Genomic DNA, 20,570 nt, shown 5'->3' with positions numbered 1-20,570 from the left:
TGAGGCGGCGCTTATCGCACCGCCTCGAACAACCCCGTCGCCCCCATCCCGCCGCCCACGCACATGGTCACGACGCCATAGCGCAGGTTGCGCCGTTGCAACTCCCGCACCAGATGCCCCACTTGCCGCGAGCCGGTCATGCCGAACGGGTGACCGATGGAAATCGAGCCGCCGTTGACGTTGTATTTCTCGTTATCGATTTCCAACCGGTTGCGACTGTAGAGGCATTGGGAGGCAAACGCTTCGTTGAGCTCCCACAGGTCGATGTCGCCAATCTGTAGCCCCTTGGCCTTGAGCAACCTGGGCACCGAGAACACCGGGCCGATGCCCATCTCGTCCGGCTCGCAACCGGCGACGGTAAAGCCGCGGAAAAACGCCTTGGGTTTGAGCCCCAGGGCCAGCGCTTTTTCCAGGCTCATCACCAGCGTCATCGAGGCGCCATCGGACAGTTGGGAAGAGTTGCCCGCCGTCACCGAACCGTCCTCGGCAAACACCGGCTTCAAGCCGGCCAGGCTTTCGTAGGTGGTATCGGGGCGGTTGCAGTCATCGCGGTCAACCACACCGTCCAGAATCTGAACCGCGCCGGTGTTCTTGTCCTCGACCCGGTACTTGACCGTCATCGGCACGATTTCATCGTTGAATAGCCCTTCGGCCTGGGCCCGGGCCGTGCGCTGCTGGCTCTGCAAGGCGTAGCGGTCCTGCTCCTCGCGGCTCACCTGATAACGGCGCGCGACGACCTCGGCAGTCTGACCCATGGGAAAGTAGATCCCCGGCACTTGCTCCTTGAGTAATGGGTTGATCAAGTTGTCGGTGTTGACGCTCTTCATCGTCAGGCTGATGGATTCGACGCCGCCGGCGACGATGATCTCGCTGCAACCCGAGGCGATCTGGTTGGCGGCAATCGCGATGGCTTGCAGGCCCGAGGAGCAGAAACGGTTGAGGGTCATCCCGGCGGTGCCGATGCCCAGTTGCGAGAGCACCGCCACGTTACGCCCGATGTTGAAGCCTTGGGCGCCTTCGTTGGAACCGGCGCCGACGATGCAATCCTCGACACTGGCCGGGTCGATGTCGTTACGCGCCAGCAACGCATTGACGCAATGCGCCGCCATGTCGTCCGGACGGGTCATGTTGAACTTGCCGCGAAAGGACTTGGCCAATCCGGTCCGTACGCTGTCGACGATCACCACTTCACGCATGGCGGCACCTCATTGTTGTTATCGGTTAAGAGTGGATTCGAGGATAAATCCACCGCATAACCGAACGCGACAATCATTCACCCCGCGTATGCGTGCCCATCGTGCTAGCTCTTTTTCCGCGCTTGCCTGGCGGAACGCTCGAACGCGGCCTCCAGCGCGTCATTGAGCGTGCGCAACACCTTGACCCGGGCCCAGCGCTTGTCATTGGCCTCCACCAGCGTCCAGGGCGCGATCTCGGTGCTGGTGCGATCGACCATGTCGCAGACCGCCGAGCGATAGGCGTCCCACTTGTCCCGGTTGCGCCAGTCGTCCTCGGTGATCTTGAAGCGCTTGAAGGGGATTTCCTCCCGCTCCTGGAAGCGCTCCAGCTGCGTTTCCTTGTCGATCGCCAGCCAGAACTTCACCACCACCACGCCGGCATCGGCCAGCTGTTCCTCGAAATCATTGATTTCGCCGTAGGCCCGCAGCCAGTCGGCGCGGCTGCAAAAGCCTTCGACCCGCTCCACCAGCACCCGGCCGTACCAGGAGCGATCGAACATGGTGAACTTGCCCCGGGCCGGAATATGTCGCCAGAACCGCCACATGTAGGGGTGGGCACGTTCTTCCTCAGTGGGCGCGGCAATCGGCACGATGCTGTACTGGCGCGGATCGAGCGCCGCCGCGACCCGGCGGATGGCACCGCCCTTGCCCGCCGCGTCGTTGCCTTCGAACACGGCCACCAGGGCATGCCGGCGCATGCGCTTGTCGCGCAGCAGGCCGGCGAAGCGGGCCTGCTCGGTGATCAACTGTTCTTCGTAGTCGGCCTTGTCCAGACGTAGCGTCATGTCCAGGCTATCGATCAAGGTCACCTGGTCATCCAGCGCTGGCAACGGCGCCACGTTGACCTTGGCCGCCTTGACCTTCGGCCGATCCAAGGCCTGGCGCAAGCCTTCGAGCAAGATGCGTCCGACCGCAAGGCTGCGGTAACAGGCATCCACCCCTTCGATCACATGCCACGGCGCGTAATCGCGACTGGTGCGGCGCAGCACGCGCTCGCCGTACTTGACGAACTTGTCGTAGGTCTTCGACTGCTGCCAGTCCAGCGGGCTGATGCGCCAGCTGTGCAGCGGATCGTCCTTGAGGCTTTTGAGGCGGGCCTTCATCTGTTTCTTGGATAGGTGAAACCAGAACTTGAAGATCAGCGCGCCCTCATCGCAGAGCATTTTCTCCAGGCGTTCGGCACCGTTGATCCCCTGGTCGAGCCGCGGGTCCTTGAACTCGCCGTGGACCCGCCCTTGCAGCATCTGGCTGTACCAGTTACCGAAAAAAATCCCCATGCGCCCCTTGGCCGGCAGCATCCGCCAATAGCGCCAGGCCGGCGGCCGCGCCAGCTCCTCGTCAGTCTGCTGGTCGAAGGTGCGGACCTCGATCAATCGCGGATCCATCCACTCGTTGAGCAACTTCACCGTCTCGCCCTTGCCCGCGCCTTCGATGCCGTTGATCAGTACGATGACCGGGAAACGCCCCTGCTGGTGCAGCTCGTATTGCGCTTCGAGCAACGCTTCGCGCAGTGCCGGGACTTCAGCCTCATAGGTTTCTTTATCAACGACGTGACCGATTTCGGCGGACTCGAACATGGGCAGCTCCTTCAAGGAATGGGGCAAGACTAGCGGATTGGATGCGCGCCTGCGCAGCAGATTCCTTCCGGATGCGGGCCCCCTTGCCTTGGATCAAGCAACGCCTTGCCGATCGGCTAGAATGGCGCCTTCATTTTCGCCGAGCCCGTCATGACGCCCATTCAACACCACGCCCAACTCGACTGGGACGACCAGGGTCGCCCCCGCTCCCGGGTGTTCAACGATGTCTATTTCTCCGACCAGTCGGGCCTGGAAGAAACCCGCTACGTGTTCTTGCAACAGAACAACCTCGCCGAGCGTTTCGCCGGGCTGGCGGAGGGTGGGCGGCTGGTGATCGGTGAAACCGGGTTTGGTACCGGGTTGAATTTCCTTTGCGCCTGGCAGTTGTTCGAGCAATGCGCACCGGCCGGGGCGCGGCTGCACTTTGTCAGCGTCGAGAAGTTTCCCCTGAGCCCCGAGGACCTGCGCCGGGCCCTGGCCTTATGGCCCGCGCTCAAAGTCCAGGCCGATCAATTGCTCGGGCAGTACGTGGCGATCCACCCAGGTTTCCAGCGCCTGACCCTGGCGAGCGGCCGGGTCACCCTGACGTTGTTGATTGGCGATGCCCTGGAGCAATTGCCGCAACTGGATGGGCGGATCGACGCCTGGTTCCTCGACGGTTTCGCCCCGGCGAAAAACCCCGAGATGTGGAGCGCCGAGCTGTTCGCCGAGCTGGCGCGACTGGCCGCGCCGGGGGCTACCCTCAGCACCTTCACCAGCACCGGCTGGGTGCGGCGCCGGTTGAACGCGGCGGGTTTCAAGATGAAGCGCACGCCAGGCATCGGCCATAAATGGGAGATTCTTCGCGGCGTGTTCCTCGGTTGGCCGGAGCAGACGCCGTCACCCGCGCCGATCAAGCCCTGGTACGCCCGGCCCGCGCCGCATACCGGCGAGCGGCGGGCCTTGGTCATCGGCGGCGGACTGGCCGGTTGCGCCAGCGCGGCCAGCCTCGCGGCCCGTGGCTGGCACGTGACCTTGCTGGAGCGTCACGCTGGGTTGGCCGAGGAAGCGTCCGGTAATCCCCAGGGCGTGCTGTACCTCAAGCTGTCGGCCCACGGCACGGCGCTGTCGCAGATGATCCTCAGCGGTTTCGGCTACACGCGGCGCGTGCTCGAACACCTGCAGCGCAGCCTCGACTGGGACGGCTGCGGTGTCCTGCAATTGGCCTTCGATGCCAAGGAAGCCGAGCGCCAGGCGCGCTTGGCCGAGGCCTTTGCGGCCAGTCTGTTGAAGGCGCTTGATCGCGACGAGGCCGAGGCGCATGCCGGCATTGGTTTGCCCAGCGGGGGCCTGTTTTACCCCGAGGGCGGCTGGGTGCATCCGCCAGCGCTGTGTCGCTGGCAGGCTTCGAACCCTGCGATTACCTTGCAGCCACACCATGAAGTGTTGGAACTGCGCCGTGTCGACGGCCAATGGCAGGCCTGGGACGGCGAACGTTGCGTGGCCAGCGCACCGGTGGCGATCCTCGCCAGCGCGGCCGAGATCAAACGTTTCGAGCCTGCCGCCGAACTGCCCCTCAAGCGCATTCGCGGGCAGATCACTCGCCTGCCGCAAACCACCCGCAGCCAGCGCCTGGCAACGGTGGTCTGTGCCGAAGGCTACGTGGCGCCGCCGCGAATGGGCGAGCACACGTTGGGCGCCAGTTTCGATTTTCACAGCGACGACCTGACCCCCACCGCCGCCGAGCATGCCGGCAACCTTAAGATGCTCGAAGATATTTCCTTGGACCTGGTAGACCGGCTCAACGCCAAAGCGCTGGACCCAGCGCAACTGGAAGGCCGCGCGGCGTTTCGCTGTACCAGCCCGGACTACCTGCCAATCGTCGGGCCACTGGCCGATCACTCTGCCTTCATCGAGGCGTATTCGGTTCTGGCCAAGGACGCCCGTCAAGTGCCCGACGCCCCCTGCCCCTGGCTCGACGGCCTGTACGTCAACAGCGGCCACGGCTCCCGAGGCCTGATCACCGCGCCGCTGTCGGGCGAGCTGATCGCCGCGTGGCTGGAGAACGAACCGCTGCCCCTGCCGCGAAGCGTGGCCGAGGCCTGTCATCCCAACCGATTTGCGTTACGGGCGTTGATTCGGGGCAAGGCCTGACGGACTTTGACGATTCGCCACATTCTCCTGTGGGAGCGAGCCTGCTCGCGAAAGCGGTGGTTCAACCGGCTTAGAAGTTGACTGAACCACCGCCTTCGCGAGCAGGCTCGCTCCCACAAGGTCTAGTTTTTCCTGGACAAATGTCGCAAGACCCACAGCCTCCATCCGTCGGCTTATAACGCATCGATATAAAACTCACAGCCATCCCTCCGGTCAGTTTCAGAGTACCCGCCCTTTTGGCGTGTATGGCTTGACCCCTCCCCAACGGAAAAACCGGTAAGGACTTATGTGCGGATTAGCTGGTGAGTTACGTTTCGATCAACACCCTGCGGACCTTGCGGCCGTAGAGCGCATCACCCATCACTTGGCCCCTCGCGGCCCCGACGCGTGGGGCTTTCATAGCCAGGGCCCAATTGCCCTCGGCCATCGACGCCTGAAAATCATGGACCTGTCCGACGGCTCGGCCCAGCCGATGATCGACAATCAACTGGGCCTGTCACTGGCGTTCAACGGCGCGATCTACAACTACCCGGAATTACGGGCCGAACTCGAAGGCCTGGGCTACGCCTTTCATTCGGGCGGTGACACCGAAGTGCTGCTCAAGGGCTATCACGCCTGGGGCGAAGCTCTGCTGCCCAAGCTCAACGGCATGTTCGCCTTCGCCATCTGGGAGCGCGACGCCAAGCGGCTGTTCATCGCCCGTGACCGTCTCGGCGTGAAGCCGCTGTACCTGTCTCGCACCGGCCAGCGCCTGCGCTTCGCCTCGGCATTGCCAGCATTGCTCAAGGGCGGCGACATCAACCCGGTGCTCGACCCGGTCGCGCTGAATCACTACCTCAATTTCCACGCGGTCGTCCCGGCGCCTCGCACCTTGCTGGCTGGTATCGAGAAGTTGCCCCCGGCCACTTGGATGCGTGTCGAGGCGGATGGCAGCACTGAGCAGAAAACCTGGTGGACGCTGCCCTACGGTCCCCGGCCCGACGAGCAGAACCTCAACCTGGAAGACTGGATCGAGCGTGTATTGGACAGCACCCGCGAAGCGGTCGCCATCCGCCAGCGCGCCGCCGTCGATGTCGGCGTGCTGCTGTCGGGCGGCGTGGACTCGAGCATGCTCGTGGGCCTGCTGCGCGAAGTCGGCGTTGACGACCTGTCCACCTTCTCCATCGGCTTCCAGGACGCCGGCGGTGAGCGCGGCGACGAGTTTCAATATTCAGACCTGATCGCCAAGCACTACGGCACCCGCCACCATCAGTTGCGCATCGACGAAAAAGAAATCATTGAACAGTTGCCCGCCGCGTTCCGCGCCATGAGTGAACCGATGGTGAGCCACGACTGCATCGCCTTCTACCTGCTCTCGCGGGAAGTGGCCAAGCACTGCAAAGTGGTTCAGAGCGGCCAGGGCGCCGATGAGTTGTTCGCCGGTTACCATTGGTATCCGCAAGTGGATGGCGCCAGCGACCCGTATGCGGCCTATCGCGCGGCGTTCTTCGACCGCACTTACGAGGAGTATGCCGCCACCGTTCAACCCAAATGGCTGACGGCCAACGATGCCGCCGGAGACTTCGTCAAGGAGCACTTCGACCAGCCGGGCGCCGATGCCGCCGTCGACAAGGCCTTGCGCCTGGACAGCACGGTGATGCTGGTGGACGACCCGGTCAAGCGCGTCGACAACATGACCATGGCCTGGGGCCTGGAAGCACGCACACCGTTCCTCGACTACCGTCTGGTGGAGCTTTCCGCTCGGGTGCCGGCCAAATTCAAGCTCCCCGAGGGCGGCAAGCACGTGCTCAAGGAAGCGGCACGCCGGGTGATCCCGAGCGAGGTCATCGACCGCAAGAAAGGCTATTTCCCGGTGCCGGGCCTCAAGCACCTTGAAGGCAACACCCTGGCCTGGGTCCGTGAACTGCTGCTGGATCCGAGCCAGGATCGCGGCCTGTTCAACCCGACCATGCTTGATCGCCTGCTGACCGACCCCAACGGCCAACTGACGCCGTTGCGCGGTTCGCGGCTGTGGCAATTGGCAGCGCTGAACCTGTGGCTCAGCGAGCAAGGAATCTGACCGATGAAACCCCATTCCACCCTCCACAACCAACGACTCTTGCGCGGCCAACCGCCGTCCTACGAACGCTTGCAGGCACGCCTGGCCGAAGACGGCAGCGAACTCAATGCCGCCCCCATCGCCGTGCATTGCGGCTGGGGCCGGCTGCTGATCGGCCATACGTTCCCGGACCCGGCGACCCTGGCCCAGGAACTGCTCAACGAACAACCCGGCGAACGGGACATCGCCCTGTACGTCGCCGCGCCCCAGCAAGTGCTGGGGCTGGAGCCGGCGCACCTGTTTCTCGATCCGTCCGACACCCTGCGCCTGTGGTTCAGCGATTACCGACAAGCCACGCGAGTATTCCGCGGTTTCCGGATCCGCCGCGCCCAGAACGACAGCGACTGGCAGGCCATCAACCAGCTGTACCAGGCTCGCGGCATGCTGCCCATCGACCCGGAGCGATTGACACCGCGCCATCAAGGTGGCCCGGTCTACTGGCTGGCCGAGGACGACGACACCGGCGCGGTGATTGGCAGCGTCATGGGCCTCAATCACCAGAAAGCCTTCAACGATCCAGAAAACGGCAGCAGTCTCTGGTGCCTGGCGGTGGACCCACAGTGTTCACGCCCCGGCGTTGGCGAGGTGCTGGTGCGCCACCTCATCGAGCATTTCATGAGCCGGGGCTTGAGCTACCTCGACCTGTCGGTACTGCACGATAATCGGATGGCGAAAAACCTCTATGCCAAACTCGGTTTCCGCAGCCTCCAGACCTTCGCCATCAAGCGCAAGAATGGCATCAACCAGCCGTTGTTCCTTGGGCCCGGCCCCGAGGCGCAATTCAACCCCTATGCGCGGATCATCGTCGAGGAAGCGCATCGTCGCGGCATCGAAGTGCAAGTGGACGACGCCGAGGCCGGCCTGTTCACCCTGATGCACGGCAGCCGCCGGATTCGCTGCCGGGAATCGCTGAGCGACCTGACCAGCGCAATCAGCATGACGCTGTGCCAGAACAAGAGCCTGACCCACAAAGTGCTGAAAAACGCTGGCCTGAACCTGCCGGCCCAACAGCTGGCGGGCAATGCCGACGACAACCTGGCGTTTCTCGATGAGCATGAACGGGTGGTCGTGAAGCCGTTGGACGGCGAACAGGGCCAAGGCGTGGCGGTGGACCTGCGCACGATCGAAGAAGTACAGGCCGCCATCGAAGCTGCCCGGCGGTTTGACAGCCGGGTATTGCTAGAAAGCTTCCACGAAGGGTTGGACTTGCGAATCCTCGTGATCGGTTTTGAAGTGGTGGCCGCGGCAATCCGTCGCCCGGCCGAGGTAATCGGCGACGGGCAGCACACCATCGGCGCGCTCATCGAAGCCCAGAGCCGACGGCGCCAGGCCGCTACCGGCGGTGAGAGCAAGATCCCGATGGATGCCGAAACCGAGCGCACCTTGAGCGCGGCCGGTTATGCCTACGATAGCGTGCTGCCCAAGGGTGAGCATCTGTTCGTACGGCGCACGGCGAACCTGCATACCGGTGGCGTCCTGGAGGACGTGACCGCCATCCTCCATCCGACCCTGGCCGATGCGGCGGTTCGTGCAGCACGGGCCCTGGACATCCCGATGGTCGGCCTGGACATGCTCGTCCCGGCGGCTGATCAACCGGAATACGTGTTCATCGAAGCCAACGAACGCGCCGGGCTGGCCAATCACGAACCGCAACCCACCGCAGAGCGTTTTGTGGACTTGTTGTTTCCCCATAGCCAAGCGGTGGTCTGAGATTTCTGTGGCGAGGGAGCTTGCTCCCGCTGGGCCGGGCCGGCCACCAGCGCGAGGCGGCCCTGCTGACTCACTTAGTGCTCCGATTTGAGCTCAAGGCGACTGCTTCGCAGTCGAGCGGGAGCAAGCTCCCTCGCCACGGGTCTCTCGTTCCAATATTTCGCGAGGAGTTTCCATGATCAGTAAGATTCCCGAACCGAATCTCGAATACCTGCAGAAAGTCTTGCTGGAAATGCTCGCCATTCCCAGCCCTACCGGTTTCACCGACACCATTGTCCGTTACGTCGCCGAGCGCCTCGAAGAGCTGGGCATTCCTTTCGAAATGACCCGGCGCGGTACCATTCGCGCCACCCTCAAGGGCCGCAAAAGCAGCCCCGACCGCGCGGTCTCGGCGCACCTGGACACCATTGGCGCCTCGGTCCGGGCCATCAAGGACAACGGTCGCCTGACACTGGCGCCCGTGGGTTGCTGGTCGAGCCGGTTTGCCGAGGGCAGCCGGGTCAGCCTGTTTACCGATACGGGCGTGATTCGCGGCAGCGTCCTGCCGTTGATGGCGTCCGGTCACGCGTTCAATACCGCCGTGGATGAAATGCCCATCAGTTGGGACCACATCGAACTGCGCCTGGATGCCTACTGCGCCACCCGCGCCGATTGCGAGACCCTGGGCGTGGGCATCGGCGACTACGTGGCCTTCGATCCCTTGCCCGAATTCACCGAAAGCGGCCATATCAGCGCCCGTCACCTGGATGACAAGGCCGGGGTCGCCGCGTTGTTGGCGGCGCTGAAGGCCATCGTCGACAGCGGCGAAGAGCTGCTGATCGATTGCCATCCGCTGTTCACCATCACCGAGGAGACCGGCAGCGGCGCGGCCGCCGCGCTGCCCTGGGACGTCAGTGAGTTCGTCGGGATCGACATCGCACCGGTCGCGCCGGGCCAGCACTCCAGCGAACACGCCGTAAGCGTGGCGATGCAGGATTCCGGCGGCCCTTACGACTACCATCTGTCGCGGCACTTATTGAAACTGGCCAAGGAAAACGAACTGCCGGCGCGCCGTGACCTGTTTCGCTACTACTTCAGTGACGCCCATTCCGCGATCACCGCCGGCCACGACATCCGCACCGCCCTGCTCGCTTTCGGCTGCGACGCCACCCATGGCTACGAACGCACCCACATCGACAGCCTGGCGGCTCTCAGCCGTCTGCTCGGCGCCTACATCCTCAGCCCGCCGGTGTTTGCCAGCGATGCGCAACCGGCCCAGGGTTCACTGGACCGCTTCAGCCATCAGATCGAACACGATGCACAAATGGAAAGCGACACCCGGGTGCCTTCTGTGGACAGCCTGATTGGGCAGCGTTCCGATAGCTGATCCCACATGCTCACTATTCCATCAAGAACACGCTCGCTCCCACGACAGACTTCAATGCACTGAGGCCCTGTGGGAGCGAGCTTGCTCGCGATGAAGCCAGAGCAGACATGAGAAACCCCGGGCTAGCCGCCACAGCTCATCCGCCGTAGCATCCGCCCAATATTTAGCGGAGCCCTATCATGCTGATCCCCCACGACCAACTCGAAGTCGACACCCTCACCCGCCTGATCGAGGATTTCGTCACCCGTGACGGGACCGACAATGGCGACGACACGCCTTTGGAAACCCGCGTCCTGCGGGTCCGCCAGGCCCTGACCAAAGGCCAGGCAATGATTGTCTTCGATCCGGAAAGCGAACAATGCCAATTGATGCTCAAGCACGACGTGCCCAAGCATCTATTCGATTGAACAGGCCTTGCGTGCCGCCTGGGCCTTTTTTCTCTGAATCTTGTCGTAGATTTCGGAACGATGCACTTCGACGTGTCGAGGCGCCTCCACGCCGAAACGCACGGTGCTGCCGCTGACCGACAGCACGCGCACGGAAATATTGTCGCCGATGGAAATCAACTCGCCCACTGCGCGGCTTAATACGAGCATGGTTCTTGTCCTTAAGAGTGTCTGGACCTTGACCATGCCCGGCCTGTTTTCCATGCACAAGATACCGGCGCGAATTCAGTATTCCCCTACACATCGGGATCCTTGTAACTGAAGGAAATGTCCTGCAAAAAACGTTTATCGAAGCCGATCAAGGTCCCGTGAATCGCGGCCCGAAGAGAATTATTCCCGCCCCCATTACACAGAGCGCCACGCCGATCCAGTCGGAAGCCAGCGGCCGCGCGCGCTCGATGACCGCCAGCCAGCCGATGGACGCGACGATATAGATCCCACCATAGGCGGCATAGGCGCGACCGGCATACGTGGCTTCGATACGAGTCAGCAACAGGGCGAACAATGTCAGGCTGAGTAACGCCGGCGCGATCCACCAGGCGCTCTTGCCCTGGCGCAACCACATCCAGAAGGCATAGCACCCGGCGATTTCAAAGAGCGCGGCAAGGAAAAACCATAGGTAATTGAGCATGGAGCGGTCCATCAGGAGGGCACGAGGCGCCATCCTGATGGATGCCGGGAAGGCAGGTCAACTTGGGGACTGTCGCGCCTTGGCGCGCATTTTGTCTGCCATGGCGGTCATTTCGTCGTAGAGCAGCTGTGGGTTTTTCTGCTTCAACGTCCAGGCCGCGCGCCCCTGTTCGTGGGGCAGGATCATGAACTGGCCCTCGGCAACGTGCTGGTAGATGTAGTCGGCGATGTCAGCGGCACTGATCGGCGAGCTCTCCAGCAATTTACCGACCTGGGCTTTCATGGCGGGAGTCGGCCCGCGGAACGAGTCCAGCAGGTTGGTCTGGAAGAACGACGGGCAGACCACGTGCACACCGATTTCCTGCTGCGCCAGTTCGATCAGCAGGCTTTCCGACAACGCCACCACGCCGGCCTTGGCCACGTTGTAGTTGCTCATGGCCGGGCCTTGCATCAGGGCCGCCATGGAGGCGATGTTGATGATTTTGCCACGGCTTTTCTCCAGCAGTGGCAGGAACGCCTTGCAGCCCTTGACCACCCCCATCAGGTTGATCGCGATCTGCCAGTCCCAATCCTCGAGGGACAGTTCGCTGAAGAATCCACCCGACGCCACGCCAGCGTTGTTGACGATGATGTCGATGCCGCCAAGTTTTTCTTCGCAAGCCTGGGCAAACGCGGTGAGCTGGCTGTAGTCACGCACGTCGCAACGTTGCACAAAGCCGTCGCCGCCCGCTTCGCGAACCAGCCTGAGGGTTTCCTGCAGGCCCGGTTCACTGACGTCAGACAAGGCCAGGCGCCAGCCTTCGCGGGCCCAGCGCAGCGCGATTTCGCGACCCAGGCCAGAGCCAGCACCGGTGATCATCATGCGATTTTGCATAGGGAAACAGCCTTGTTGTTCCGGGAGAGATGGGCCGAGTGTAGCGAAGGAGCCGGCCCGACCCACGTTCCATCATCTTGCTGAATGGCGAGGGCAAACCATGACAGTTGATGGGTTTGAAACCTTGGCAAGAGATGGCGTCAACCCGCGCGCAATGGCGACGACAAAAAACTTTGAATTTTTTACAGGACGTTACGGTCGGAGTTTATAAGCCGCCCGGATTTAATGCATGCGCGCTGGCAGTTGAAAGTTTCATCACTCCAGAACTGACCAATAAGGAAATCAACAATGGGCACTATACTTATCATCATCCTGATCCTCCTGCTGATCGGTGGCCTTCCGGTCTTCCCGCACTCCAGAAGTTGGGGTTACGGCCCGTCCGGTATCATCGGCGTAGTATTGGTGGTGCTGTTGATCCTGCTGTTACTTGGCAAGATATAGATCCCCAAGCGCAAAAAAAAAGAGGCCTTCAAGGCCTCTTTTTTATTCACCGGTTATCAGTCCGGCTTGCCGTCGATAACGCCGGCGGTGTTATCCAACAAACTCTTTGTCGCGGTTTGCAGGAACGATTCAAGCTTGAGTTTCATCTCGGCAGTTTCCGGTGCATCGGGAATGACTTCTGCCCGCGGGTTCGCACCGAGTTCATAGCGATACATCTTGGGCGCCATTTCTTTCTCTTTTGGCAGCACCAGGATCTTGTCGTCGCGAATGATCGCCGTGGTCTGCTCGCTACCGGACGGCTTGATCACGCCGAAACCGGTATCGCCTTGCGGCAGGTTCAGCAGGTCACGGCCCCAACATTGATTGCGCACTTCCCCGCCGAGGCGGCCCATGATGGTCGGGACGATATCGACCTGGGTGCCCACGGTGTGATTGCGCTGGCCAAACTTCTCCTGCACGCCCGGTCCGATCAGCAGCATCGGCACGTTGAAGCGGCCCAGGTCCATTTCGGTGATCTGGCGCTCGTTGCCGAAACCATGGTCGCCGACCACCACGAACAGGGTTTCCTTGAAGTAAGGCTCTTTGCGGGCCTTCTCGAAGAACTGGCCCAGCGCCCAATCGGAGTAACGCATGGCGGTCAGGTGTTCGTTCAGGCTGCCACGGTCAGTCACGCGCTCCACCGGCAACGGCGTTGGCAGGGCGTAGGGCGTGTGGTTGGACAGGGTTTGCAACAACGCATAGAACGGCTTGCCATTCTCCCGTGCCTTGAGCTCGATCAGGCCACGGTCGAACATGTCCTGGTCCGACACGCCCCAGGTCGGATCGGAGAACACTGGGTTCACGAAGTCGTTACGGCCAATGAACGTGGTCATGCCCTGGCTGCTGAAGAAGCCCGACTGGTTGTCCCAGGCGAAGTCGCCGTTATAGACATACACGTCGTCATATTCACGGGCGCTGAGCAGCTGCGGCAAGCCCGACAGCTTGTGACTGCCTTCCGGCGTCTGCATCAGGTATTCGAAACCTGGCAGGTTCGGGAAGCAGGCCATGGTGGCGAACATACCCTGGTGGGTGTGCGTGCCATTGGAGAAGAAGCGGTCGAACAGCAGGCCCTCCTTGGACAGCTTGTCCAGGTAAGGCGTGATGTTGCCCGGCGCGCCAAGGGCGCCCACGGAATGACCGGCCATGCTTTCCATCAGGATCACGACGACGTTCTTGATCGGCAGCGTCTTGTCGGCAGGCGGCGTGTAGTCGCGACGCACGGCGGCCGTCTCGGCGTCCACCAGCTTGTCGTCGGCCATCACCAGCATGTCGCGCACGGTCTGCTGCGCCAGCGGCTGCTCAAGAGTGGCTTTCCAGATGTTGTCACGGTCTTCGGACATCCGGCTCTTCGCCGCTGCCACCAGCGACAGCGTGCCGTTGAGACCCAACTGGTTGGCGAAGTTGGAATCAGTGGTGTAGACGTCACCCCAACGCAGCGGTGGCCCTTGGCGCAGGGTGCCACGCGCAGCGGCCACGGCCACCAGCAGGCAAACCAGGAACACGGCGACACGGCCATACCACGGCGCGATCTGGCGCGTGCCGATGCTGCCGCCACTGAAAGGCCCACGCGGCCGTGTGGCACGATCGGCGCCCTTGAACGCCAGGCTCAGGATGATGGTGCCGCCCACCCAGGCCAGCAGGTAACGAACCACGGGAAAACCATACCAGAGCATGCTCGCCACGGTTTTGGGGTCTTCCTTCACGTACTGGAAGACCAGGCCGTTGAGGCGCTGGTGAAACTCACGGTAGAAGTCCATCTCCATCAAGCCCAGGAACAGCGCGATGCTGGAGGTGACCGTCAGCCAGAAACGAAAGAACCCACGTGCCGCCATGGCCCGCGCGCTGAACAATGCCAGCAGCAGCGGAATGCAGAGATAGACGACCAGACGCAAGTCGAAACGCAGCCCGTTGATAAAAGCTTCCACGAAGGTCGAGGCTGGGGTATCGAGGATCATCTGGCGGTTGTAGACCAGCAGCGCCACGCGCAGCAGGCTGAGCATGATCATCATCACCAGGGCACAGAGCAGCGTGTAGGCCAGGTGCGATTTGACGGTCGGTTGCAGCAGGCGATGCGTGGTGCGCTGCTGACTCAGGGCGTCCGGGATTGCCATGTCGTTTTAGGACCTATTGGAAGTGGGGTCGAAAGTAGGAACAACAGCGCGCCCTCTGTTGAGCCATTCAAGGCCGGGGCTTGCGCGAAAGCGCAAATCTTGCACGAACGGTCATGGCATTGCCATTAATAACCGCCGCAATAAAAGCGCGTGGGATTGTCTGCAAGGTTTCGTGAAAATTTTGTTGATTGAATATTTGGCAACACAAAAGGGCCAGCGCCTAGTGGCGAGGGAGCTTGCTCTCTCGCCACAGGAGCAGACTGTCGCTGACGTCAGTCGTTGCTCGGCTTGTTGATCGCCTGCAGCACGTATTGCGGCATGGCGAACGCACCGATATGAATCTCGGGGTTGTAGTAGCGCGTCACGATACCGCTGCCGGTAAAGCGCTCGCGCAGGGTTTCGCGGGAGAGCTTGCGGTAAGCGGCGTTGGTCGAACCCCAGGCAAAGGTCATGGCGCCGCCGATATAGGTCGGCACGGCGGCCTGGTAGAAATGCCAGTCGGCGAACAGGCCGTGCAAGCGCCCGGCGGTGGTCTGGACTTCGCCCAACTGCATGAACGGCGTGCCGTTCTGAGTGACCAGGATCCCGCCTTCATTGAGGCAGCGGTGGCATGCCTGGTAGAAATTCTCCGAGAACAGTACTTCGCCCGGACCGATCGGGTCGGTGGAGTCGGAAATGATGACGTCGAATTTTTCCTGGGTCGTGGCAACGAAACGCATGCCATCGTCAATCACCAGGTTCAGGCGCGGGTCGTCATAGGCGCCCTTGGAATGGTTCGGCAAAAACTCCTTGCACATGTCCACCACCGTGCCGTCGATCTCCACCATGGTGATGTGCTCGATGCCCACATGCTTGGTCACTTCCCGCAGCATGCCGCCGTCACCACCGCCAATGATCAGCACGCGCTTGACCGCGCCATGGGCCAGGATCGGCACGTGGGTCAACATCTCGTGGTAGATATATTCATCGGCTTCGGTGGTCTGGATCACGCCGTCCAGGGCCATGACCCGGCCCATGCGCGGGTTTTCGAAAATCACCAGGTGCTGGTGCTCGGTGCGCACTTCATGCAGCAGCTTGTCCATGCGAAAACGCTGGCCATAGCCTTCGTAGAGGGTTTCAAGGTAATCGCCGGTCGGGGTGGTCGTCATGGTCAGGTGCTCCGATAAATACGCGGTTGGCCAGTGAGGCTCGCAAAGGCGCGCATTCTACGACGCTGGGGATGACAGGTCGAACCTTCAACTGTCTGACGACACAACGCAGCCTTTGTGGCGAGGGAGCAAGCTCCCTCGCCATGGTTTTTTAGTTGAATTTGCGTCCGAGCCCAGCCGGCACGCCTTCGATGGTGGTGTCTTCCCACGGCCCGTTCGGGCTGACGGAACGGCTCCAGCCATTGTTCCAGCGATAGTAGGTGCGCTGGCGGTAGAAGGTATTGGTCTGATCATCCAGCACATAGACCCCGAGCTTGGCATCCCAATGGCTGTTGCCGCCGGGTGGGGGCGCGAAACTGGCGGAGGTACGCGGCACTGGCTTGGCCGGTTTGTTCGGGGTCACCGGTTTGCCGGGGGCGGTCGACGGTGCTGGCTTGGTGGTCGGCGTCGACGGCGGTATGGGCGGCAGCGGCGCCGAAGGTTCGGGCGGACGCTGGACCGCACAAGCGCTCAGGCCCAGGACGAGCGTGAGCAGTGTGATACGAGCGATGGCGGTCATGGGGCGAGTTCCTGTCATTGGTCCGGACTGTCGATGGTCAATTGCTGCGGTGCGGTGGTACTGCTCGCCAAGGGCTGGCTGCGACCGATCCACTCGCCGGCGGTCGGTTGACCGGCCCGGGATATACGCGCCACCAGTTGGACTTCGGGGAAGTTCGACAGTTTCAGCTGCGGCATCATTGCGTCCGCGTCGCCCAACTCGACGCTGGCGGGCAGGTCGGCGACGGTCAGGCGCTTGGCCGCCAGCGGCGCCGGCGGGCCGGAAACGGCGCGGGCGAAAATGAACACGCTGTCGCCCGGCTGCACCTTCGCCTTGAGCGCCGGAGCCAGGTCGACGCGAACCTTGAGCAGTGCCACGGCCTTGGCCGTCGGCGCCTGGGCGAGCTTGCCCCCACTGGCCTGGAGCTTCTCGGTGGCCCGGGTGATGCCGCCCTGCAACGCTTCGCGGGATCTATCGCCTTCAGGCAATTGCGCCAGCAAGCGTTCCCAATAATCGATCGCTTCCTGATAACGCTCGCCTTCAAACGCGGCGATGCCCAACAGGCCAAGGCTGGTCACTTCCTTGGGGTCGAGCTTCAGCGCTTCGTCGGTCAGGGCCTGGACTTTATCCGACCATTTCTTGCCATCGGCAAAGTACTGCGCCTGCGCCCATTGGCCCAACAGCTCCGGTTGGCGACCCGCGACCGCCACGGTGCGTTCGAAAATCTTCGCCGCGTCCGCCGGCCGATCCTGCGCCATGTAGGTCCGACCGAGGAAATACAAGCCCTCGGCGGAATCCGGTTGTGCCGCCACCGCGCGCTCCAGGCGCAGGGTCATCTCCTCCATGGACTGCGGCGCCTGGGCGAATTCGCGGGTCAGTTCGACTTTGTCGATGGCACCGAAATGCAGGTACAACGCCAGGCCCAACACCGGCACCAGCACAGCGGCGAGAAGCGGCAACGGCTTGCCCAGGCGTGATTCACGCGGCGCATCGGCGCCTTCGGTATCAGCCAGCAATTCTCGGGCGGCCTCGGCGCGCCCGGTGTCCAGTTGGGACGCGTTGAGCACGCCCTCTTCCCGCTCGGCCTGCAGTTCGGCAACCCGTTCCTGATACAGCGCCACGTTCAGCGCGGTGCGATCTTCTTCCAATTGGGCGCGACGGCCACGTAACACGGGGATCAACAGAAAACTCAGGGCGACCAGGAGAAGCAGACCTGCGGCGAGCCAGAAATCAATCATGCTTGGTTTTATCCAACAGTTGGTCGAGGCGCTGGCGCTCTTCGACAGAAAGCGTATCCGGGGCGGCGCTGCGCTGCACCCGACGGCGGCGCACGATCACCGCGATCACCACGAAACCACCCAGCAGCAGCCCGGCGGGGCCGAACCATAGCAGCGCGGTCTTGGAAGACAGGGCTGGGTTGTAGCGCACGAACTCACCGTAGCGATCCACCATGAAATCGATGATTTGCTGGTTGTCCTTGCCCTCGCCGAGCATCCGGAAGATTTCCTTGCGCAAATCGGTCGCGATCGGCGCGTTGGAATCGGCGATGTCCTGATTCTGACATTTGGGGCAGCGCAACTCCTTGGTCAGCTCGCGAAACCGCTCGCGCTCCGCGTCATTGGCGAATTCATAGGTATCGATGGCGGCATGGGCCACACCCGACAGACTCAAACCGAGGACAGCGGCGGCTAACCAGCGCTTCATGGCTTGGTCTCATCCACCAGGGCCTGGTATTTGCCAGCCAGTTTTTCGCGCCAGACCTGTTCGTCGATCACACCGACGAACTTGTCGCGGATGATGCCCTTGGCGTCGATGAAGAAGGTTTCCGGCGCGCCGTACACACCCAGGTTCAGGCCGAGGGTGCCCTCCTCGTCGCGGATATCGAGCTGATATGGGTTGTGGAATTCAGCCAGCCATTTCAAGGCGTCGGCATTGACGTCCTTGTAATTGACCCCGTAGATCACCACGCCATTCTGGGCCAGCTTGTTCAACACCGGATGCTCGACCCGGCAGGAAATGCACCAGGTACCCCACACGTTGACCAACGCCGGCTTGCCCTGCAGGTCGGCGTGGGTCAGGGTCCTGTCGCCTTGTACCGAGGGCAGGGAAAATTCCGGGAACGGCTTGCCGATCAGCGCCGAGGGCAACTCCGACGGATTCAAGAACAGCCCCCGGTAGAGGAACACCGCAACCATCAGGAACAGCGCCAGCGGCAATACCATCAACCAACGTTTCATGCAGTGGCTCCTGTCACGCCCAGCGCTTCACGCACCCGGGTCTTCACTTTGACGCGATAACGACGATCCAGCGCCGCCAGGACTCCGCCCAGGCCGGTCAGCAAGCCACCGAACCAGATCCAGCGCACGAACGGCTTGACGTGGACGCGCACCGCCCAGGCGCCATCGCCCAGGGATTCGCCCAGCGCGACATAGAGATCACGGGTGAAACCAGCATCGATCCCGGCTTCGGTCATCACCGAGTTCTGCACGGTGTAGAGGCGTTTCTCCGGGTGCAGCACGGTAATTTCCTGGCCGTTGCGAAGGACCCGCACGGTGCCCTTGTCGGAGGTGAAGTTAGGCCCTTCGAAATGCTTGGCGCCCTCGAAGACGAACTGGTAGCCACCCAGGTCCATGGATTCGCCCGGCGACAGGCGCAGGTCACGTTCGGCACTGTTCTGGCTGGACAGCACCACGCCCAGGGCGCAAACGGCGATGCCCAGGTGGGCGAGTTGCATGCCCCAATAACTGCGGGTCAGGGTCGGCAGGCCCTTGATCAAGCCTTTGTGACGGGTCTTGTCGAAGATGTCCCGAACGCCGGCCAGCAATACCCAGGCGGCCAGGACGAAGGTCGCCAGCACGGCCCAGTTGAAGTCGCCGTAGGCGATCCCGGCCACCACGGCCAGGGCAGCCGTGCCCAACAGCACCGGTGTCAGCATGCCCATCAGCCATTTGACCGGCGTGTCTTTCCAGCGCACCAGCACGCCGACGGCCATCACCACCATGAGGATCGCCATCAGCGGTATGAACAATGCGTTGAAATACGGCGGGCCAACCGACAGCTTGGCGCCGGACAACGCATCGAGCACCAGCGGGTACAGCGTGCCCAGCAGGATCATCGACGCCGCCACCACCAGCACCAGGTTGTTGCCCAACAGCAGGGTTTCCCGGGACCAGAGGTTGAAGCCGACCTGGCTCTTGACCACCGGCGCGCGCAGGGCGAACAGCGTCAGCGAACCGCCGACCACGACCATCAGGAACATCAGGATGAACACGCCACGCTCCGGGTCCGAGGCGAAGGCATGCACCGACGTCAGCACGCCGGAACGCACGAGGAAGGTTCCCAGCAGGCTCAAGGAGAATGCCGCGATGGCCAGCAGGACCGTCCAGCTCTTGAATACCCCGCGCTTTTCCGTGACCGCTAGGGAATGGATCAGGGCCGTGCCGACGAGCCATGGCATGAACGAGGCGTTTTCCACCGGGTCCCAGAACCACCAGCCGCCCCAGCCGAGTTCATAGTAGGCCCACCACGAGCCGAGGGTGATGCCGATGCCGAGAAAGGCCCAGGCAACAATGGTCCATGGGCGCGACCAGCGAGCCCAAGCGGCATCGAGGCGACCACCGAGCAACGCGGCGATGGCAAACGCGAAGGCCACGGAAAAACCGACGTACCCCATGTACAGCATCGGCGGATGGACAATCAGGCCTATGTCCTGGAGCAACGGGTTCAGGTCGCGACCGTCGGTCGGCACCTGGGGCAGGATGCGCTCGAACGGGTTGGACGTGACGATCAAAAACAGCAGGAAACCGGTGCTGATGATGCCCATCACCGCCAATACCCGGGCCAGCATCACCTGGGGCAATTGCCGAGAGAACACCGACACGGCAAAGGTCCACCCGGCGAGGATCAAGGCCCAGAGCAACAACGAACCTTCGTGGGCGCCCCACACCGCGCTGAACTTGTAGTACCAGGGCAAGGCGCTGTTGGAGTTGCTGGCGACGTACTCAACGGAAAAGTCGTCGGCCATGAACGCGTAGGTCAGGCAGGCGAAGGCAAACAGCATGAACGCGAACTGTCCCCATGCCGCTGGCTGGGCGAGGCTCATCCACAGACGGTCACCACGCCAGGCGCCGAGCAATGGAACCACGGCCTGCACCAGGGAGAAACACAGGGCCAGGATCATCGCCAGATGGCCCAGCTCGGGGATGAAGATACCGGTGGTCATCT

18 protein-coding genes are annotated in these 20,570 nt (G+C 62.4%); 6 read left to right on the top strand and 12 right to left on the bottom strand.

Annotation, left to right across the window (positions count from 1 at the left end):
• Positions 1 to 11 precede the first annotated feature (11 nt).
• The gene (locus DOCECA_RS04550; RefSeq protein ID WP_434610322.1) at positions 12 to 1,196 is read right to left on the bottom strand and encodes a thiolase family protein; all 1,185 of its coding nucleotides are present in this window, start codon (positions 1,194 to 1,196) and stop codon (positions 12 to 14) included.
• A gap of 104 nt (positions 1,197 to 1,300) precedes the next feature.
• The gene (gene pap / locus DOCECA_RS04545) at positions 1,301 to 2,812 is read right to left on the bottom strand and encodes a polyphosphate:AMP phosphotransferase (RefSeq protein WP_434563044.1); all 1,512 of its coding nucleotides are present in this window, start codon (positions 2,810 to 2,812) and stop codon (positions 1,301 to 1,303) included.
• Between the two features lie 150 nt (positions 2,813 to 2,962).
• On the opposite strand from pap, the gene mnmC reads away from it, so the two are divergent.
• The 5 genes from mnmC to DOCECA_RS04520 all read left to right on the top strand — a co-directional run bounded on the left by mnmC (position 2,963) and on the right by DOCECA_RS04520 (position 10,526).
• The gene (gene mnmC, locus DOCECA_RS04540) at positions 2,963 to 4,945 is read left to right on the top strand and encodes a bifunctional tRNA (5-methylaminomethyl-2-thiouridine)(34)-methyltransferase MnmD/FAD-dependent 5-carboxymethylaminomethyl-2-thiouridine(34) oxidoreductase MnmC (protein WP_445571507.1); all 1,983 of its coding nucleotides are present in this window, start codon (positions 2,963 to 2,965) and stop codon (positions 4,943 to 4,945) included.
• Positions 4,946 to 5,231: 286 nt separating this feature from the next.
• Positions 5,232 to 7,004, top strand: coding sequence for an N-acetylglutaminylglutamine amidotransferase (locus DOCECA_RS04535; RefSeq protein ID WP_434675161.1), 1,773 nt, complete (start codon positions 5,232 to 5,234; stop codon positions 7,002 to 7,004).
• Between the two features lie 3 nt (positions 7,005 to 7,007).
• Complete coding sequence (ngg, locus tag DOCECA_RS04530; protein WP_445571506.1) at positions 7,008 to 8,753, top strand: N-acetylglutaminylglutamine synthetase; 1,746 nt, start codon at positions 7,008 to 7,010, stop codon at positions 8,751 to 8,753.
• A gap of 175 nt (positions 8,754 to 8,928) precedes the next feature.
• Positions 8,929 to 10,119 (top strand): osmoprotectant NAGGN system M42 family peptidase, encoded by a 1,191-nt coding sequence (locus tag DOCECA_RS04525; protein WP_420767887.1) that lies wholly within the window; start codon positions 8,929 to 8,931, stop codon positions 10,117 to 10,119.
• 179 nt (positions 10,120 to 10,298) lie between these two features.
• Positions 10,299 to 10,526 carry a YheU family protein gene (locus DOCECA_RS04520; RefSeq protein WP_024778700.1) on the top strand — a complete coding sequence of 76 codons (228 nt, stop codon included), beginning with the start codon at positions 10,299 to 10,301 and terminating at the stop codon, positions 10,524 to 10,526.
• Here DOCECA_RS04520 and csrA read toward each other — a convergent pair.
• The 3 genes from csrA to DOCECA_RS04505 all read right to left on the bottom strand — a co-directional run bounded on the left by csrA (position 10,515) and on the right by DOCECA_RS04505 (position 12,069).
• Complete coding sequence (gene csrA / locus DOCECA_RS04515; RefSeq protein ID WP_420767888.1) at positions 10,515 to 10,715, bottom strand: carbon storage regulator CsrA; 201 nt, start codon at positions 10,713 to 10,715, stop codon at positions 10,515 to 10,517. The two genes, DOCECA_RS04520 and csrA, sit on opposite strands and share 12 nt — an antisense overlap.
• Positions 10,716 to 10,863: 148 nt before the next feature.
• A complete protein-coding gene (locus tag DOCECA_RS04510) occupies positions 10,864 to 11,196 on the bottom strand; it encodes a YnfA family protein (RefSeq protein WP_434563038.1) in 333 nt (110 codons plus the stop codon).
• 57 nt (positions 11,197 to 11,253) lie between these two features.
• On the bottom strand, positions 11,254 to 12,069 hold the full coding sequence (locus DOCECA_RS04505; protein ID WP_420767890.1) for an SDR family oxidoreductase: 816 nt from the start codon (positions 12,067 to 12,069) through the stop codon (positions 11,254 to 11,256).
• A gap of 288 nt (positions 12,070 to 12,357) precedes the next feature.
• Between DOCECA_RS04505 and DOCECA_RS04500 the strand changes: the two genes are divergently transcribed.
• Entirely contained in the window at positions 12,358 to 12,510 is a 153-nt protein-coding gene (locus DOCECA_RS04500) for a DUF3309 family protein (protein ID WP_018606531.1), read from the top strand.
• Positions 12,511 to 12,566: 56 nt separating this feature from the next.
• Here the strand turns inward: DOCECA_RS04500 and DOCECA_RS04495 are convergent, their stop codons facing one another.
• From DOCECA_RS04495 to DOCECA_RS04465, 7 genes are all read right to left on the bottom strand, one after another.
• On the bottom strand, positions 12,567 to 14,660 hold the full coding sequence (locus tag DOCECA_RS04495; protein WP_420767891.1) for an LTA synthase family protein: 2,094 nt from the start codon (positions 14,658 to 14,660) through the stop codon (positions 12,567 to 12,569).
• 272 nt (positions 14,661 to 14,932) lie between these two features.
• The gene (speE, locus tag DOCECA_RS04490) at positions 14,933 to 15,808 is read right to left on the bottom strand and encodes a polyamine aminopropyltransferase (protein WP_434563036.1); all 876 of its coding nucleotides are present in this window, start codon (positions 15,806 to 15,808) and stop codon (positions 14,933 to 14,935) included.
• A gap of 151 nt (positions 15,809 to 15,959) precedes the next feature.
• Positions 15,960 to 16,367, bottom strand: coding sequence for a hypothetical protein (locus tag DOCECA_RS04485; RefSeq protein WP_434563034.1), 408 nt, complete (start codon positions 16,365 to 16,367; stop codon positions 15,960 to 15,962).
• Between the two features lie 14 nt (positions 16,368 to 16,381).
• On the bottom strand, positions 16,382 to 17,584 hold the full coding sequence (gene ccmI, locus DOCECA_RS04480; protein WP_434610306.1) for a c-type cytochrome biogenesis protein CcmI: 1,203 nt from the start codon (positions 17,582 to 17,584) through the stop codon (positions 16,382 to 16,384).
• Entirely contained in the window at positions 17,577 to 18,050 is a 474-nt protein-coding gene (locus tag DOCECA_RS04475) for a cytochrome c-type biogenesis protein (RefSeq protein WP_420767895.1), read from the bottom strand. Before DOCECA_RS04475 ends, ccmI begins: the two co-directional genes overlap by 8 nt.
• The gene (locus DOCECA_RS04470; protein WP_445571505.1) at positions 18,047 to 18,583 is read right to left on the bottom strand and encodes a DsbE family thiol:disulfide interchange protein; all 537 of its coding nucleotides are present in this window, start codon (positions 18,581 to 18,583) and stop codon (positions 18,047 to 18,049) included. Before DOCECA_RS04470 ends, DOCECA_RS04475 begins: the two co-directional genes overlap by 4 nt.
• A complete protein-coding gene (locus DOCECA_RS04465) occupies positions 18,580 to 20,568 on the bottom strand; it encodes a heme lyase CcmF/NrfE family subunit (RefSeq protein ID WP_434610304.1) in 1,989 nt (662 codons plus the stop codon). The genes DOCECA_RS04470 and DOCECA_RS04465 overlap by 4 nt, the downstream gene beginning before the upstream one ends.
• Positions 20,569 to 20,570: the final 2 nt, after the last annotated feature.

It is taken from the genome of Pseudomonas sp. E102, from assembly GCF_052660185.1.
The sequence above is the reverse complement of the archived record's forward strand: the minus strand, read 5'-3'. Positions and strand labels throughout refer to the sequence as shown.